This is a genomic window from Yeguia hominis, from assembly GCF_014384705.1.
In the GTDB taxonomy this organism is placed as follows: Bacteria; Bacillota; Clostridia; order Oscillospirales; family Acutalibacteraceae; genus Yeguia; species Yeguia hominis.
Genome location: NZ_JACRSN010000002.1, coordinates 226,456 through 241,361 on the forward strand (window position 1 = coordinate 226,456; position 14,906 = coordinate 241,361).

At 53.4% G+C, this 14,906-nt stretch carries 12 protein-coding genes; 8 read left to right on the forward strand and 4 right to left on the reverse strand.

What is annotated here, in order from left to right; all coding sequences use genetic code 11:
- Positions 1-389: 389 nt before the first annotated feature.
- Both IAG03_RS02390 and IAG03_RS02395 read right to left on the reverse strand, forming a co-directional pair.
- Positions 390-1,469 carry a glycoside hydrolase family 88/105 protein gene (locus IAG03_RS02390; protein ID WP_249318122.1) on the reverse strand — a complete coding sequence of 360 codons (1,080 nt, stop codon included), beginning with the start codon at positions 1,467-1,469 and terminating at the stop codon, positions 390-392.
- 59 nt (positions 1,470-1,528) lie between these two features.
- Positions 1,529-2,512 (reverse strand): Gfo/Idh/MocA family protein, encoded by a 984-nt coding sequence (locus IAG03_RS02395; RefSeq protein ID WP_249318123.1) that lies wholly within the window; start codon positions 2,510-2,512, stop codon positions 1,529-1,531.
- 789 nt (positions 2,513-3,301) lie between these two features.
- Here IAG03_RS02395 and IAG03_RS02400 point away from each other — a divergent pair.
- The 4 genes from IAG03_RS02400 (at position 3,302) to IAG03_RS02415 (ending at position 6,952) form a co-directional block, all read left to right on the forward strand.
- Positions 3,302-4,711 carry an ABC transporter substrate-binding protein gene (locus IAG03_RS02400; protein ID WP_249318125.1) on the forward strand — a complete coding sequence of 470 codons (1,410 nt, stop codon included), beginning with the start codon at positions 3,302-3,304 and terminating at the stop codon, positions 4,709-4,711.
- Between the two features lie 102 nt (positions 4,712-4,813).
- Positions 4,814-5,770 (forward strand): carbohydrate ABC transporter permease, encoded by a 957-nt coding sequence (locus IAG03_RS02405; protein ID WP_249318126.1) that lies wholly within the window; start codon positions 4,814-4,816, stop codon positions 5,768-5,770.
- Complete coding sequence (locus tag IAG03_RS02410) at positions 5,767-6,600, forward strand: carbohydrate ABC transporter permease (protein ID WP_249318128.1); 834 nt, start codon at positions 5,767-5,769, stop codon at positions 6,598-6,600. Before IAG03_RS02405 ends, IAG03_RS02410 begins: the two co-directional genes overlap by 4 nt.
- A gap of 142 nt (positions 6,601-6,742) precedes the next feature.
- Positions 6,743-6,952: a hypothetical protein gene (locus IAG03_RS02415; RefSeq protein ID WP_249318129.1), complete on the forward strand. Its 210-nt coding sequence runs from the start codon at positions 6,743-6,745 to the stop codon at positions 6,950-6,952.
- 462 nt (positions 6,953-7,414) lie between these two features.
- Here IAG03_RS02415 and IAG03_RS02420 read toward each other — a convergent pair whose 3' ends face one another.
- Both IAG03_RS02420 and IAG03_RS02425 read right to left on the reverse strand, forming a co-directional pair.
- Complete coding sequence (locus IAG03_RS02420; RefSeq protein WP_249318131.1) at positions 7,415-8,206, reverse strand: SDR family oxidoreductase; 792 nt, start codon at positions 8,204-8,206, stop codon at positions 7,415-7,417.
- Positions 8,203-9,381, reverse strand: a complete 1,179-nt coding sequence (locus IAG03_RS02425) for an aminotransferase class I/II-fold pyridoxal phosphate-dependent enzyme (RefSeq protein WP_249318133.1) — start codon at positions 9,379-9,381, stop codon at positions 8,203-8,205. The genes IAG03_RS02420 and IAG03_RS02425 overlap by 4 nt, the downstream gene beginning before the upstream one ends.
- 317 nt (positions 9,382-9,698) lie before the next feature.
- Between IAG03_RS02425 and IAG03_RS02430 the strand changes: the two genes are divergently transcribed.
- The 4 genes from IAG03_RS02430 (at position 9,699) to IAG03_RS02445 (ending at position 14,737) form a co-directional block, all read left to right on the forward strand.
- The gene (locus IAG03_RS02430; protein WP_249318134.1) at positions 9,699-10,343 is read left to right on the forward strand and encodes a lysoplasmalogenase; all 645 of its coding nucleotides are present in this window, start codon (positions 9,699-9,701) and stop codon (positions 10,341-10,343) included.
- A gap of 16 nt (positions 10,344-10,359) precedes the next feature.
- Entirely contained in the window at positions 10,360-11,235 is an 876-nt protein-coding gene (locus IAG03_RS02435; RefSeq protein ID WP_249318136.1) for a mechanosensitive ion channel family protein, read from the forward strand.
- 15 nt (positions 11,236-11,250) lie between these two features.
- Entirely contained in the window at positions 11,251-12,030 is a 780-nt protein-coding gene (locus tag IAG03_RS02440; RefSeq protein ID WP_430472429.1) for an HAD-IIA family hydrolase, read from the forward strand.
- 1,276 nt (positions 12,031-13,306) lie between these two features.
- Positions 13,307-14,737, forward strand: a complete 1,431-nt coding sequence (locus tag IAG03_RS02445; RefSeq protein WP_488169032.1) for an alanine/glycine:cation symporter family protein — start codon at positions 13,307-13,309, stop codon at positions 14,735-14,737.
- Positions 14,738-14,906: the final 169 nt, after the last annotated feature.

Here is a 14,906-nt window from a genome sequence, read left to right on the forward strand (position 1 = left end):
CAGAACGGAGAAAGTCTTCGACGCGGGGAAAGAGACATAACCACGGAACGGAAAAAGTTACCTTTTGCGTCCAGCGCGTTTATAGGGCGGGGGAAGCTTTTGGCATGGCGAGACACAGCTGCGGAATGGGAAAAGTGTCCTCCCGTGTCCAGCGCGTTTACAGAACGGCGAAAACCTCCGGCGCGGTGAAACACGCTACGCGTGCGCGGGGGAAGGCACTTCGTGCCTGCGACGAAAGACACTTCGTGTCCGCGGAGAGCCACACTTCGGGCGCAATGCGATGAGATGAGAGGCAGCTGCGGAATGGGAAAAGTGTCCTCCCGCGTCCAGCGCGTTTACAGAACGGCGAAAACCTCCGGCGCGATGAAAGGCACTTCGTGTCCGTGGGGTTAAATTCCGTACTCCATGATGCCGGTTGCCCAGAGAACGGCGGCGACGGCTTCCTGGCAGTTGACGTTGCGCGCGTACTCGACATAGGTGTCGTAATCAACCTGTACGCACAGGCCGTTGCAGGCGTCGTAGATGTCGACGTTGCCTTCCGGATCGATGCGGTATTTGGTCTTGATTCCGGCAAAGCCCAGTTTGACCGCGCGGAGGATTTCGGGCTTCTGTTCGATCAGTCCGAGCAGGAGCGCTTTTTTGATGGTGTAAAGGAACATGGCGCTTCCGGAAGTATCGTGGAAATTGTGGCGGTGATGCGGTTTGTCCACGACCTGATACCACAAGCCGGAGGCAGGATCCTGCACCTTGATGAGCGAATCGACAAGCTTTGTCAGCTGCATCAGCAGACGGCCGCAGCCCGGATAATCCTTCGGCAGCAGCTCCAGTACCTCGACGAGGATCATGGCGTACCAGCCGAGACCTTCGCTCCAGATTTCCGGTGAGCAGCCGGTGATCGGATGTGCCCAGAGCACGTCCGGGTTGGCGCTGTAGGCATGATAGAGCAGGCCGGTGCCGTCTTTTTCACAGCGGTCAAAGACGATGGAGAGCTGTTTGACCGTCTCGCTGAAGCAAAATTCGCTGTCACCGATGTATTTTCCGTAGCGCGTGAGGAACATCAGCCCCATGAACAGGCCGTCCACCCACATTTCGCCGGAACGCGGACGGCTGTGCCAGAAGCCGCCGTCCGGATTGCGCGGATAATCGTCGTAGGCGCGGCGGATCCGGTCGCAGGCGAGGCGGTATTTTTCTTTCTTTGTCTGGGTGTACGCCCAAACGAGCACGGAACCCGCCATGATATCGTCGAGACTGATGCCGGTGAAGCCGAGGACCTCGCCGTCCTCTTTGACATGTTCTTCGCAGTATTGCAGAACATAGTCATAGTATTTCTGGTTTTGGGTGCGCTCATAGAGCCGGATGAATCCCCAGAGCATAAAGCCCTGCGCGTAGCACCAGGAACAGTACGGGTACTGATCCGGGTCCGGGTAACGGCGCTGGATGGTTTCGGCAAGTGTATCGGAATAATGCATGGAATGACCTCCTTTATCCTAATTGCCCGGTTGCCGGGCATCGTGGACGAAATTAGAATTTATAGAAATACGCGGGTTCCGCGGTCGGCGGAATCAATGGCGCGCATCGCAAGACGGTAAGAACGGAGATTGTTTTGAATGGCGTTTTCGGCGGTGCGTCCGGCGGCAAAGTCGGCAGCGATCTGGTCGAGCATGGAGAGAATGCTGTTGTCCGATTCGGGAAAATCTTCGGAGACGGCGCCCGCCGCAGTGGTCAGCGTCAGGGTGTTTCCGCGGATTTCGATCATGCCGGACTCGCCTTCGATGTGCCAGTCGCCCATCCAGGTTGTGGAGCTCTTGTAGCTGCAGAGCGACGCACAGTAAGACACATGGACGCCGGATTGCATCGTCAGTTCCGCGGTGGCGCAGGAGTTGCTCACATAGATGCTCCAGGCAGGATCCCAGGTTGTGATATCGACGGATTCGGCTTCCAGACCGGTCACAAAGCGGATGGTGTCGAAGTGGTGGACGCTGATATCGAGCAGCAACGGATGCCGCATTTTGGTGTGGTAGTTTTCAATCTCGTGGTGCATCCGGAAATCGAAACGCACCGAATCGAGACGGCCGATTTTGCCGGCGGAAACGAGCGCTTGGGCGCGCCGGAGAATCTGAAAATACCGGTAATTTTCCGCGATGGCAAGGGGGATGCCGGTCTTTTCCGAGACGGCGCGCATGGCTTCCGCGTCGGCTTCTGAGGCGGCAATCGGCTTTTCACAGAGGACGCGCACGCCGTGCTCCAGTGCGTAGACCGCGTATTCGCGGTGCGTTTCGGGCGGCGTGACGATTAAGCAAAGATCCGGCTGCAAAACGCGGATCGCTTCCCGGTAGTCGGCGAAGATCTGATCAGCGGAAAGGCCGGCAATTTTCTGTGCCCAGGCGCCTTTTTCGGCATTTGAGGTCACAACGCCGCAAACTTCCACTTCTTTGCTGTAAGGCAGGATATTTTGAAACCAGTTTTTTCCAAAAGATCCAAGTCCAATCTGCAAAAGTCTTTGTTTGTTCATGGAAAATACAACTCCTACTACATTAGTATACTGGAATGTTTTGCATCCGCAAGGGGGAAGCGCATGCCGGATGCCTCTCTCTTTCGGAACATAAAAAAGAAAGGAGAAAACCGGCTTTTTTTCGGCGGCGTTTGAAGAAATACACAAAAGCAGACCGAAAAAAAGAGAAAAAATTTGAATATTTTTTGAAATTAGTATTGACAATTCCAAAAAACAGTGATATAAATATAGCACAACGTTATGTATTTATTCTAATTCTTGAATATTTTAGCATAAATCCGATAGGGTGTCAAGAATGCTGTGTGATTTGTTAAGATGTTAGAACATAAAACAAGTTTCTTTGTTTGATTTGCGGGTTTCCTGTCCAGATGGGCAGGACAGGCTTCGACAAAAATATACATTTACGATGTAGAATTTGAGAAAAGCACATAGACAGGTTGACGAAAATTCAAAATTCGGATATGATAAGTACAGATTCCCGCGTTGGTGTTATGATACAAAAAATGGAAATATTACACGGCGGTTTCGGTTGTGATTTTTTCAAAAGCCGAATTCAGCTATTTCCATAAAGAAACCCTTTCAAGTTGCCGGGTATCATGTCACTGTTCTAAAATCCATACCTTTTGGAACAGGCGCGAAAATGCGCAAAAAAAGGAAGAATTCAGAAAAAACTCTGAATTCTTCCGTAAAATCGAGTGTTTGAAAAGGTATTCTTTTTCGAACACGCTTTTGCTCAAATAATAACAGGCGCAGGGCCTGTTGTTATAAAAATTTTTTGGAGGTATACACATGAACATGAAGAAAACGCTTGCCGTTGTTCTGGCGCTGCTGATGGTTCTGGCTTTCACGGCGTGCTCGGGCAACAGTACACCCAGCTCCGCTGACAGCAGCACGCCCTCGTCGGATGCCAGCGCGGATGCTTCTTCGGATGCAGCGGATAGCAGTAAAAAGCACGTCACGATTATCTACTGCTCCAGCTTCGGCGATCAGAGCCAGTGCGATGCAGAAGGTCTCTGGCCGGACTACGAGGTCGAATGGATCAGCAGCGCGGAGAATGATCAGGACTCCAAGATCCTCCTCGAAATGGTCAGCGGATCGAAGAGCTTTGATCTGACCTGCACGCAGGCCTCCGGCGCAAAGCAGTACGGCTCCATGGGCCTGCTCGAGCCGCTCGAGCCGCTGGATGACTGGGATGACATTTTTGAAGGAAACAAATCGCAGCACTCTGTCGGCGACACCATTTATGGTTATCCGATGGTCGGTGATGCGTATGTTCTGATGTACAACACCGAGCTCTTTGAGAAGGCCGGCCTGAAGGAACCGCCGAAGACCTTTGAAGAGTTCCGCAAATATGCCGAGCTCCTGACGATCGACGCGAACGGCAAAAACGCAACCGAAGACGGCTTTGATAAGACCAATGTCGTCCAGTGGGGCACGAGCTACCTCGGCGGCACCGGCAACGGCAACTGCTGGGAATTCTGCTGCCTCGCATATTCCAACGGCGGTCACTTCATCACGAAGGACTACGCCAACATGACCTATGAGGTCACCTGCGATGCTGAGCCGATGATCAAGTCCATGCAGTATCTGCTCGACCTCTACAACGACGGTCTGATGCCGACCGGCACGATCTCTTACGACTACGACGAGTACAAAGAGAGCTTCTACAATGAGTCTGTTGCGATGACGCTGCAGTGGCCGGGCCATTTCGGTCAGGCTGCCGGCACAGCGGCGGAAGGCAAGCTCGCCTGCGCTGCAATCCCGACCGGCGATGCAGGAATCGGCTCCGGCCCGATGGGCGGCTGGTCCGTCAACGTCTTTAAGGATGCGCCGCACAAAGAGGATGCGCTTGCATGGGCAAAAATCTATGCTTCCCCGGCTGGTATCGATGCATTCGAAAAGGCTTCCGGTACCGAGCACATGGTTCCGAGATCTTCCTTCTTCGAGAAGAGAATCAAAGCTGCGGAAGATGCTGGCGACGCTGCAACCGTCAACTATCTGAAGGCTGTTGAAGCAAGCGCAGAGGTTTGCCAGGAAACCGATATCGCGCAGACCGATGCTTGCGCTGCTGATACGCAGGAAATTGCTTCCCGCTACATCAACAAGATCCTCAACGGCGAATACAGCCCTGAAGACGGCATGAAGGCAATGAAGACCGAGCTCGAGACCGCGCTCTCCGACGGCGGCTATATGCAGTAAGTTCCAAAACGGAAATTTTAAGGTTGTTCTTAATCTGCGCCGGCGGGATCATTCCGGTTCCGCTGGCGCTGTCCCATTCAAAAAAGGTGGTGTGCAATTCCCATGAAGCAAGCTGCTGCAGCGGTGTCGATGTCTAAAAAGGCAATATCCAACAAGCGCAAGGACGCCTGGTTTGGCTTTGCAATTACGGCGCCTTCCATTCTTCTTTTGTTGCTGCTGTTCCTGTTCCCGATTGTGTATTCCCTTGTCCTCAGCTTTACGAACTACAACTACGTAAAGGGTACAGGCGCGTTTGTCGGCTTTCGAAATTATGTGACTGCGTTTTCAGACCCTGATTTTCTCAATTCCCTGAAGGTTACCTTCCTGATTTCGATTATCGCTGTCATTGTACAGTTTATATTTGGAATTTTGCTCTCGCTCTTTACGATCAATATCCAAAAAGGGCAGGGCCTCTTTAAGACGACGTTTCTCATCCCGCAGATGGTCGCGCCGACGGTAGCCGGCCTTCTGTTCCGGTTTATGTTCAACCAGGAATTCGGGATCGTGAACTCCGCGCTCAAGGCGATTGGGCTGCAGCCGATTTCCTGGCTTGTGGATCCAAATCTGGCGGTCTTTTCAGTTGTGCTGACGGACTCCTGGACCTGTATTCCATTTGTGTTCCTGCTTGTCTATACGGCGTTTGCCAGCCTGCCGCAGGACATGATGGAGGCTGGCCGGATCGACGGCGGCAATGCCTGGCAGATTTTCTTCCGGATTCAGCTGCCGAATGTCCGCGGCGCGCTGATGGTTACACTTGTGCTGCGGTTTATGGATGTCTTCAGAATCTACGACTCCATCTACATCATGACCAAGGGCGGTCCGGGAACCGCAACGGAGGCGCTCTCGCTGTACATTTACCGGGTTAACTGGAGTAAATATCAGATGGGCAAGGCGTCTGCCCTGTCCTATATCATGATGGTGATCATGGCGATTATTGGAATTTTGATAAACTACTATAGCGAGGACAAATACGATCGGAAAATGCGCCGCGCTTTGAAGAAAGGGGCGGTGAAAGAATGAGCAACAAAAAGACGAATTTTGTGATCAGCCGCATCGTCATGTATGTCATCCTGATTGTATTTTTGGTGTTCTTCCTGTTCCCGATTATCTGGCTGGCGATTACGTCTGTGAAGCCGCAGGCGGAGACGATGTCGCCTACGCTGCCCTCGCGCCTGACGATGGCGTCCTACGTGGAGACGTTTACGCGGTATTCCTTTGCAAAATATTTCCCGAACTCGGTGATCGTTTCCCTGCTTTCGACGCTGCTGGTTGCAATTGTCGCAGTTCCCGGTGCATACGGGTTTGCGAAATATAAGTACAAGGGCTGCCGCACGCTCTTCATGGGCTGTGTTCTGCTGCGGATGGTGCCGTTTATTGCACTGATGGTGCCGCTGTATATCTATCTGTCGAATCTTGGCCTGATCAACACGAAAACAGCGCTCGTCATCGCGAACATGACGTTCAATCTGCCGCTTTCGCTGTGGATTATGGAGAGTTATTTCCGGGAATTCCCGAATGAACTGATCGAAGCCGCTTCGATTGACGGTTCCGGAAGAGTCGGCACGCTGATTAAGATTGTTGCGCCGATCTCGCTGCCCTCGATCTCGACGGTAGTCATTCTGACGTTCCTGACGACCTGGAAGGAATTCCTGTTCGCGTTTATTTCGTCTGCATCGGACGAAAGCAAGACGATTACGGTCGGAATTGCTGCCCTGACGCAGGATTACGGCATCCGTTGGGATCTGATGTCTGCGGCCGGTACGGTATGTATTCTGCCGGTTCTCATCATTGCGATTTGTTTCCAGAAATACATCATTGCCGGTATGACGGTTGGCGCGGTCAAGGGCTGATCGGTCCGGCTTTACAGAAAGACGGCGGCGGATGGGCAGACGATCGGCTGTTTGCACGTTCGTTCCGAAGGGGGAGTCCGCTTTGGAAATCCGAGCCGCTGCCGCTATTGATGCGCAAATGGGTTACGCGCAAAAATGAAATATGGATAAAAAGATCCGGAAGGGCCATCTGCCTTTCCGGATTTTTTGTGCGGATTTTGTTATTTGGACGCGAGGAGCATCTGTCGGGCATCTGCCGAGGCGCGGCGTCCAGTGGGCATTTTTTGCTGGAAATGTTTTGGCGGGGGATTTTGATGAGGGATTGATGGGCGAATTTTGGCGGGTTATATTTAGTTGGGAGATGATCGTTTGACAGGTGCTTTTCTGAGTGGCTGCTGGCGGACGTCTGTTGAGGGGTTCTGCGGATGATGTTGGGAACGGATAGCTATCGATAGGGGCTTTGCTGCTGGGCGTTTGTTTGCTGGGCGCCTGACGCCGGTCGTAGCCTGATATTTGGGCGGTGCAGGATGTTCGGTGCGTATGATATTTGGCGGAACCCGATATTGAGCGGCACTGGATACCCGAATAACGGCTTTTTTGAAAGCTGCACACACAGAAACGAAAAGGCCGGAGACGACTTTTCGGCGGCCAAAACTGCAAAAGCCCGGTTCCGTGCCAGAACCGGGCTTTGAATGCTTTCGTGAAACGATATGTTCCGTTTTCTCAGCGCCCTTTGAAAGAGAAAGGCGCGCTTTTTATGCTCTTTTAATGTATCGCGGATTGTATTCGCGTATTCGAGGATGCGGCGAGGATGCGGCGTTTAAATCCGCGCAGCTTAGGAATACAGCTTGCCGACAAGGAAGTTCGCAGCCCGCGCGGGCAGCAGCTTGCCGAGCAGGACAAAGAGGCTGTATTGTGCGCCGGCGGTGTACAGCGGCTTGACGGAACGCTTCTGTGCGATCCGGCAGACCTTGCGCGCGATGGCCTCCGGCGGCATGCCGTTTCGCTCGTCCTTTTCCATGGCGGCAACGGCGCGTGTGATGGCGTCTCCGTAAAGCGCGGCGCCGGCGGTCTCTTTTTCGCGCGCATCGGTGAAGCTGGTATGGACGTCGCCCGGCATCAGCGCGCAGACGCTGATCCCAAACGGTGCGAGCTCATTGCGCAGCGCAAGCGTGAGCATATTGACGGCTGCCTTGGAAGCAGAATAAAAACTCTGGAACGGGATCGAAAACACGGCGGCAACCGAGCTGATATTGAGGATCCGCCCGCCGCCGTTTGCACGCATCAGGGGAACTGCCTGCTGGATGCAGGCAAGCATTCCGAAGTAATTGACATCGAACAGACGCCGGACGCGGTCAAGTTCAGTGAACTCGGCGGCGCCGGAAATGCCCCAGCCGGCATTGTTGACAAGCAGATCGAGCCGGCCTTCACGGCGCTGGAGCTCCGAAAAGGCGCTGCGGATGCTCTCTTCTGCGCAGAGATCGGCGGTAAGGTGCGTGACGCCCGGAAAATCCGATCCGCTGCGGCTGAGCTCATAGACGCGGTATCCGGCCTGTGCAAGCAGTTTCGCTGTTTTTCTTCCGATTCCGGCAGAACCGCCGGTAACGACAGCGACTTTTTCCATCATTGTGCAAACTCCCCGAGCACGCGCGCGATGATGTCCATGGCCTCGTCGAGCAGGGCTTCCGTATGGGTGGCCATGAGGCTGGTGCGCAGCAGGCACTCGCCCTGCGGCGTTGCGGGCGGCAGAACGCAGTTGACATAAACGCCTTCTTCATAGAGCCGGCGGTTGATCCGCAGCGTGCGCATGGCGTCATAGGTGTAGATGGGGATAATCGGCGTTGCAGACTCGCGGATGGCGATGCCGCGCGCGGTCAGGCCGGCGCGCATATAGTCGGCAAGCGCGGCCAGCCGTTTGGGAAGCTCCGGATGTTCCCGCAGCAGACGCAGCGCAGCAAGCGCCGCGGCGGCATTTGACGGCGGAATGGACGCAGAAAAAATGAACGGCCGCGACACATGGCGGGCGTAATCGATCACCTGCGCGTCCGCTGCCATAAAGCCGCCGAGGCTGGCAAGCGATTTGCTGAAGGTGCTCATGATGATGTCCACCTGATCCGTCAGGCCGAAATAGTCGGCGGTTCCGCGGCCGCAGTTTCCGAGGACGCCGAAGCCGTGGGCGTCGTCTACCATGACGCGCGCGCCGTATTTTTTAGCAAGCGCCACGATTTCATCGAGCTTGCAGATGTCTCCGCTCATGCTGAACACGCCGTCGGTGATGATTAAGATGCCGGCGCTCTCCGGAATTGCTTTGAGGCATTTTTCGAGCGACGCCATGTCGTTGTGGTTGTAGCGCACCATTTTACCGTAGCTCAGGCGGCAGGCGTCATAGATGCTGGCATGGTTTTCCTTATCGCAGACCATGTAGTCCTGCCGGGAGACCAGTGCGCTGATGATGCCGAGATTCGACTGGAAGCCGGTGGAAAACGTCATGGCGGCCTCTTTGCTGACAAAATCGGCGAGCTCCTCCTCGAGCGTCAGGTGCAGCTTTAAGGTGCCGTTTAAAAACCGGGAACCGGAACAGCCGGTGCCGTATTGATCGAGCGCCTGTTTGGCCGCCTCAATGATCTCGGGCTGTACGGTTAGGCCGAGATAATTATTAGAGCCGAGCATAATCCGGCGTTTGCCCTCCATGATGACTTCCGTATCCTGCCTGGATTCCAGGGCATGGAAATACGGGTAGATTTGTTCCCGCCGGGTGGCCTCCACCATCGGCTGGTTCGCGCATTTTGCAAATAAATCCATAAATTCCCTCCTCTAACATGTGCCGCAACAATCCGAAATTCTCCACAGAAATTCTCGCGAAAACCGGGCGGAATTCCGGCCTTTTTTTATTTATAACATAGAAAAAATAGCCGTTAATTCGGAAAGAGAATTATTTTTGGATTTCCGGGCGGATTTTTGCAGGAAAAGGCATTTTTGGAATTCGTGCATAGCAGATCAAAAGAGATGATTGTTTTTTTGCCGGAGATCCGTTATACTAAAAATAATAGATGCAATTCCTACAACCCATGCGTGCAACCCGAGCGTTTTGTTCTTTTGAAAAACGGAGGGCGTCGGCTATGAAAACAATGGTTCTCATTCTGTTCTTTCTGGATGCGGGGCTGCATCTGACCGCTTGCTGGCGGCAGCAAAAGCGGCTTGCGGCCTGGACAAAAATCTTTTTGATGCCGCTTTTGGCGGTGTCGGTTCTTCCGCTTACGAGCACGGGACGGGTATTTCTGTTTTGCGGCCTGCTGTTTGGCGCAGCGGGAGACCTGTTTCTGTTAAAGCCGGAAAAACGGCCGCTGTTTTTTGCGGGCTTGGCGGCGTTTGCGGCGGGGCATCTGTTCTATACGGTGCTGTTCGTGACAGATACCCTCTTTTCGCACGTGCAGGTCTGGCAGACGATGCTGTTCTGCGGGCTGTATCTTGCGGTGATTGTGCTGGTTTACGCGAAACTGTATCCGTTTTTGCCGCAGGGCATCAAGGTGCCGCCGATTTTTTACATGCTGATGATCTGCACGATGAGCTGTTTTGCGGTGCTGCGGATGCTTTCTGAGCCGGATGGCCGTACGCTGCTTGCGGCCTGCGGGACGGTGTTCTTTTTGATTTCCGATACGCGCCTGGCGTTTGAGCTGTTCAAAGGCCGGACGCGGTACAGTTCCTTTTTTGTGATGCTGACCTATCTTTTGGCGCAGGCGTCCATTGCGCTGAGTTTTGTCTAGACAAGGTGGGATGGTTTTGGTTTTACAGGCAACGGTCTCCGGATTTTTGGAAAAAACGGAGCATATTTTTAAAAACGGGCTGATTTCTTTCTGCGCCGTTTCGGTGCTGCTGGTATTGGCGGCGGTGATCCTGGGCAGAATCATTCGGAAGCTCTTTCATCGCTACGGAGAAAAGAAGCAGAGCGATTTCGGGTTTGCCGCTTCGTTTTGCAATGCGGTTTTGTATGCGCTTGCGGGATTCGGAATCTTAGAGCAGATTGTTCCGCTGCAGAATATTGCGGTCAGCCTGCTGGCGAGCTCCGGTGTGGCGGCGTTGATTGTCGGTCTTGCGGCACAGGAGTCCATGGCGAACCTCATCAGCGGGTTTCTCATTGTGCTGTACCGTCCGATTGCGGTCGGGAATCTCATCCGCATCGGCGGCATTACCGGTACGGTCGAGGAAATTACCCTGCGGCATACGGTGATCCGGACGTTTGAAAACAGCCGAATGGTGATTCCAAACAGCGTGGTCAACTCGAGTACGCTGGAAAATATCTCGATGAAGGACGCGCATGTCTGCAATTTCCTGGATATCGGAATCGGCTATGGCGCGGACGCAGCGCTTGCGATGCGCCTGATGGAAGAGGAAATTGTGCAGCATCGGTATTATCTCGATGTGCGCTCTGCGGAAGAGATCGCGGCCGGCGCACCGGCAGTGGTGTTCCGCTGTCTGGATTTGGGCGATTTTGCCGTCAAGCTGCGCGCGATTGTCTGGTCGCCCGACATGGCGACCGGCGCGGAGATGCTTTCGGACCTGCGCCTTTCCATTAAAAAGCGGTTTGACGAGGCCGGGATTGAAATCCCGTACCCGTATCAGAATTTGGTCATCCGAAAAAACGATTTGGATGCATAAAAGGGGGACATGATGATGGAACTGGAAAGATTGCGTGAAAAAAAGGGCTTTATCTGCGACATGGACGGTGTGATCTATCACGGCAACCGTCTGCTGCCCGGTGTGAAGGAATTTGTGGAGTGGCTGTACCGTGAGGGAAAACGCTTTTTGTTTTTGACAAACTCCAGCGAACGGTCTCCGAAAGAACTGCAGCAAAAGCTCTTCCGGATGGATCTTGAGGTGGATGAGAGCCATTTCTATACGAGCGCGCTTGCAACAGCGAAATTTATCGCCAGCCAGTCGCCCGGATGCAGCGCCTATGTGATCGGTGCGCCCGGACTCATCCACGCGCTGTATCAGGCGGGAATTACGATGAACGACGTCAACCCGGACTATGTTGTGGTGGGTGAGACGATGAATTATAATTATGAGAGCATTCTGCACGCGGTCTCGCTTGTGCAGAATGGCGCGAGACTGATCGGTACAAACACGGATGTGACCGGCCCCTCGGAGCACGGAATCATTCCGGCCTGCCGCGCGCTGATTGCGCCGATTGAGCTTGCAACAGGAAAGGCTGCCTATTTCGTCGGAAAGCCGAACCCGCTGATGATGCGTACCGGGCTCAAGCTTTTGGGCGTGCACTCGGCGGAAGCTGCGATGGTCGGCGACCGGATGGATACCGACATCGTGGCCGGCGTGGAAACAGGCCTTGACACGGTGCTGGTGCTTTCCGGCTGCACCATGCGGGAAGATGTGGAAAACTTCCCGTACCGCCCGAACTATATTTTAAACGGCGTCGGGGAAATCTGTCCGTAATCCGTGCTGCCGGCGCGTTTTGCGGTACGCCGCCTGACGCGCGAAACGATGCGGAAATCGGATGCAAAACGGCCCCTTTTCGGAAAAACAGTTCCGGAAAGGGGCGTTTTATGTACTGAAACAAAAAGCGAAAACCGGCGAGGAAACGACTGCCTTGACACGGCGGCGCACTTTTTCGCAGCAGTTTTTTTGAGCCGGAAGGCTTTTTATACTCGAAACAGGGCTCTCCCAAGCAGGCTGCATACAATGAATTTTAGAATATAATAGATTGACAAAAAATGCTGTCTAGTCTATGTCTGCGACTAGATGGCGTTTTTGCTTTTATAGAGAAAAATGCCGATGGCTTTTATATTAGAAAAGAGGAGGGTCCGATGCTGCAAACAAAGTTTCAAAATATCCTATTCCCTGCAATGACTGCAATTTTCATGGCGTACGGCATGATCGTTTATAGGATCGCAATCCATTCATCAGAGGGGCTAAGCAATCAGACCTTTTTCGTCGCATGAAAAGAATTCCCGGTAGAGGGGGTTCTTGTTTTCCTGCTTGCGTTTTTTACTGCAACCCCGATTGCGAAGAACTTCGCGTTTAGAATCGTCAATCGAAAAGAAGATCATAATCTGGTATGGAATTGTATCGTGTGATATTGTAAAAATTGTATCATGGCGTATCCGTTACAAATGCTTTTTGCCGGACCATTCGTGAGAACGGTTTTTAGAATGATCTTTCGCAAGCAATTACAACAGACATAACGAAACGGAAGGCGGGTTGCTCGGTTTTTTGCCATAAAACCAGGGAGAAAATGTTGGGAAGTTTGCCAGAAATTCAAGAAATATCGGCTTTTTTCTTGCGTGCTTTATAAAAATGCAGTATACTAAACTATATATTTTTGCTGTGTGTTGTTTGGAAAAGACGACGGAGGTCTTGCGTCCGCCGTCCTTTTTTAGGCACCGGAAACGGTTTGCGGTATTCGATCGGTTTGCGCTGCGGAATGCAGGCTTCGGGGGGCTGCAGGACTTTATTTTGAAGGACGTCAGCGGCAGACCTTGTTTCCGGACGGCCGTTCGGAGAGCAGAGGAAACGAGGAGAAAAGAACATGAAAAAAAGAATTTGTAGGCTGCTGTTGCTGGCAACGATGCTGGTTTTGCTCGCTGCGGTGCTGGCGCCGGCGACCTTTGCGGCAGAAGCGTCTGCGGCAGAGGAAACGGTCATCGACTTTTACCCGGATTATGAGCCGGAAACGCAGGAAAGCGCAGCGGCTGCCGAGGAAAAAAGCCCGGTGATTGCAGCGATTGAATCGGTCAACAAAAAGGTCAACAGCTTTGCCTGGGGACCGGTGATGCTGGTGCTTCTGGTCGGCACCGGAATCTGGTTTACCATCCGAAGCGGATTTTTTCAGTTTGCAAAATTCGGACACGTGATGAAAAACACGGTCGGCAAGCTGTTCCATAAGGACAAGAAGGAAAATTCGGAAAAAGGCGCCATTACGCCGTTTCAGGCGCTGACAACCGCGATGGCCGGAACGGTCGGCACCGGAAATATTGCCGGTGTGGCCGGTGCAATCGTGCTGGGCGGCCCCGGCGCGGTGTTCTGGATGTGGATTTCGGCGCTGTTCGGCATGATGACGAAATTCGCCGAGGTTGTGCTTTCGCTCCAATACCGTGAAAAAGATGAAAACGGCGAATGGATCGGCGGTCCGATGTATTACATCAAGAACGGCATGGGCAAACGCTGGAAATGGCTGGCGGTCATCTTCGCGCTGCTCGGAACGCTTGCGTCTTTCGGCATCGGCAACATGACGCAGGTCAACACCATTGCGGAAACCTTTGTCAATGCGGCGGATACCATTACTGCGGCGACGCTGGCCGGAACGCAGACAGAGACCATTCTGCGCATTGTGGTCGGCGTGGTGATTGCTGCGCTGGTTGCGGTGGTCATCATCGGCGGCGTGAGCCGGATCGGCAAGGTAACGGAGAAGCTCGTTCCGTTTATGAGCATTTTCTATATCATCGGCGCACTGGTGATTGTATTTGCCAACATCAGCAAAATCGGCCCGGTGTTCGCGACGATCTTCCAGTCGGCCTTTGCACCGCGCGCCATGATCGGCGGCGTCGGCGGATTTTTGATTCTCAATACCATCAAGCGCGGCGTTTCCCGCGGTGTTTTTTCCAACGAGGCCGGTCTCGGCTCTGCCCCGATCGCGCACGCCTCTTCTTCGGAACGCAATCCGGTGAAGCAGGGTCTTTACGGTATTTTTGAAGTCTTTATGGATACCATCGTGATCTGCACGCTGACGGCGCTGGTTGTCCTGATGTCCGGCATTGTTGTTCCGTGGGGCAACGAGGATATGGCCGGTGCGCAGGTGACGGTGATGGCGTATGGTTCCATCTTCGGCGCGAAATTTGCCAGCATCTTTGTGGCGATTGCAATTTTGTGCTTTGCGCTCTCCACGACGCTTTCCTGGGCGCTTTACGGCCAGCGCTGCTTCGGGTTCCTGACCGGCGAACGCGGCGTCAGAATTTATCAGATCGTGTTCATCCTCATGGCGGTTGCCGGCGCGACGATGAACCTCAAGCTGGTGTGGGATATCGCCGATACGCTCAACGGATTGATGGCAATTCCGAACTTGATTGCGCTGCTTGCGCTCTCCGGTGTGGTGATTCGGCTGCTCAAAGAATACCGCGCGGATCTGCGCACGCAAAAGCGCTGACAACAGCATAAAAATAGAAAAGGCTCGGCGCAGGAAATCTGCGTCGGGCCTTTTTGTATCCCGAAAACCACTCGCTGGGCGAGTGGTTCAAAAGAGGCTTCTGCCGATGAGGCAAAATAAAACTCCCTCTGTTATAGTAGAGATGCGGTCTGGCAGCTGCAAACTACAA

Coding starts and splice junctions, on each gene's coding strand:
- IAG03_RS02390 (WP_249318122.1), bottom strand. CDS start 1,469: ATGCATTATTCCGATACACTTGCCGAAACCATCCAGCGCCGTTACCCG.
- IAG03_RS02395 (WP_249318123.1), bottom strand. CDS start 2,512: ATGAACAAACAAAGACTTTTGCAGATTGGACTTGGATCTTTTGGAAAA.
- IAG03_RS02400 (WP_249318125.1), top strand. CDS start 3,302: ATGAACATGAAGAAAACGCTTGCCGTTGTTCTGGCGCTGCTGATGGTT.
- IAG03_RS02405 (WP_249318126.1), top strand. CDS start 4,814: ATGAAGCAAGCTGCTGCAGCGGTGTCGATGTCTAAAAAGGCAATATCC.
- IAG03_RS02410 (WP_249318128.1), top strand. CDS start 5,767: ATGAGCAACAAAAAGACGAATTTTGTGATCAGCCGCATCGTCATGTAT.
- IAG03_RS02415 (WP_249318129.1), top strand. CDS start 6,743: ATGGATAAAAAGATCCGGAAGGGCCATCTGCCTTTCCGGATTTTTTGT.
- IAG03_RS02420 (WP_249318131.1), bottom strand. CDS start 8,206: ATGATGGAAAAAGTCGCTGTCGTTACCGGCGGTTCTGCCGGAATCGGA.
- IAG03_RS02425 (WP_249318133.1), bottom strand. CDS start 9,381: ATGGATTTATTTGCAAAATGCGCGAACCAGCCGATGGTGGAGGCCACC.
- IAG03_RS02430 (WP_249318134.1), top strand. CDS start 9,699: ATGAAAACAATGGTTCTCATTCTGTTCTTTCTGGATGCGGGGCTGCAT.
- IAG03_RS02440 (WP_430472429.1), top strand. CDS start 11,251: ATGGAACTGGAAAGATTGCGTGAAAAAAAGGGCTTTATCTGCGACATG.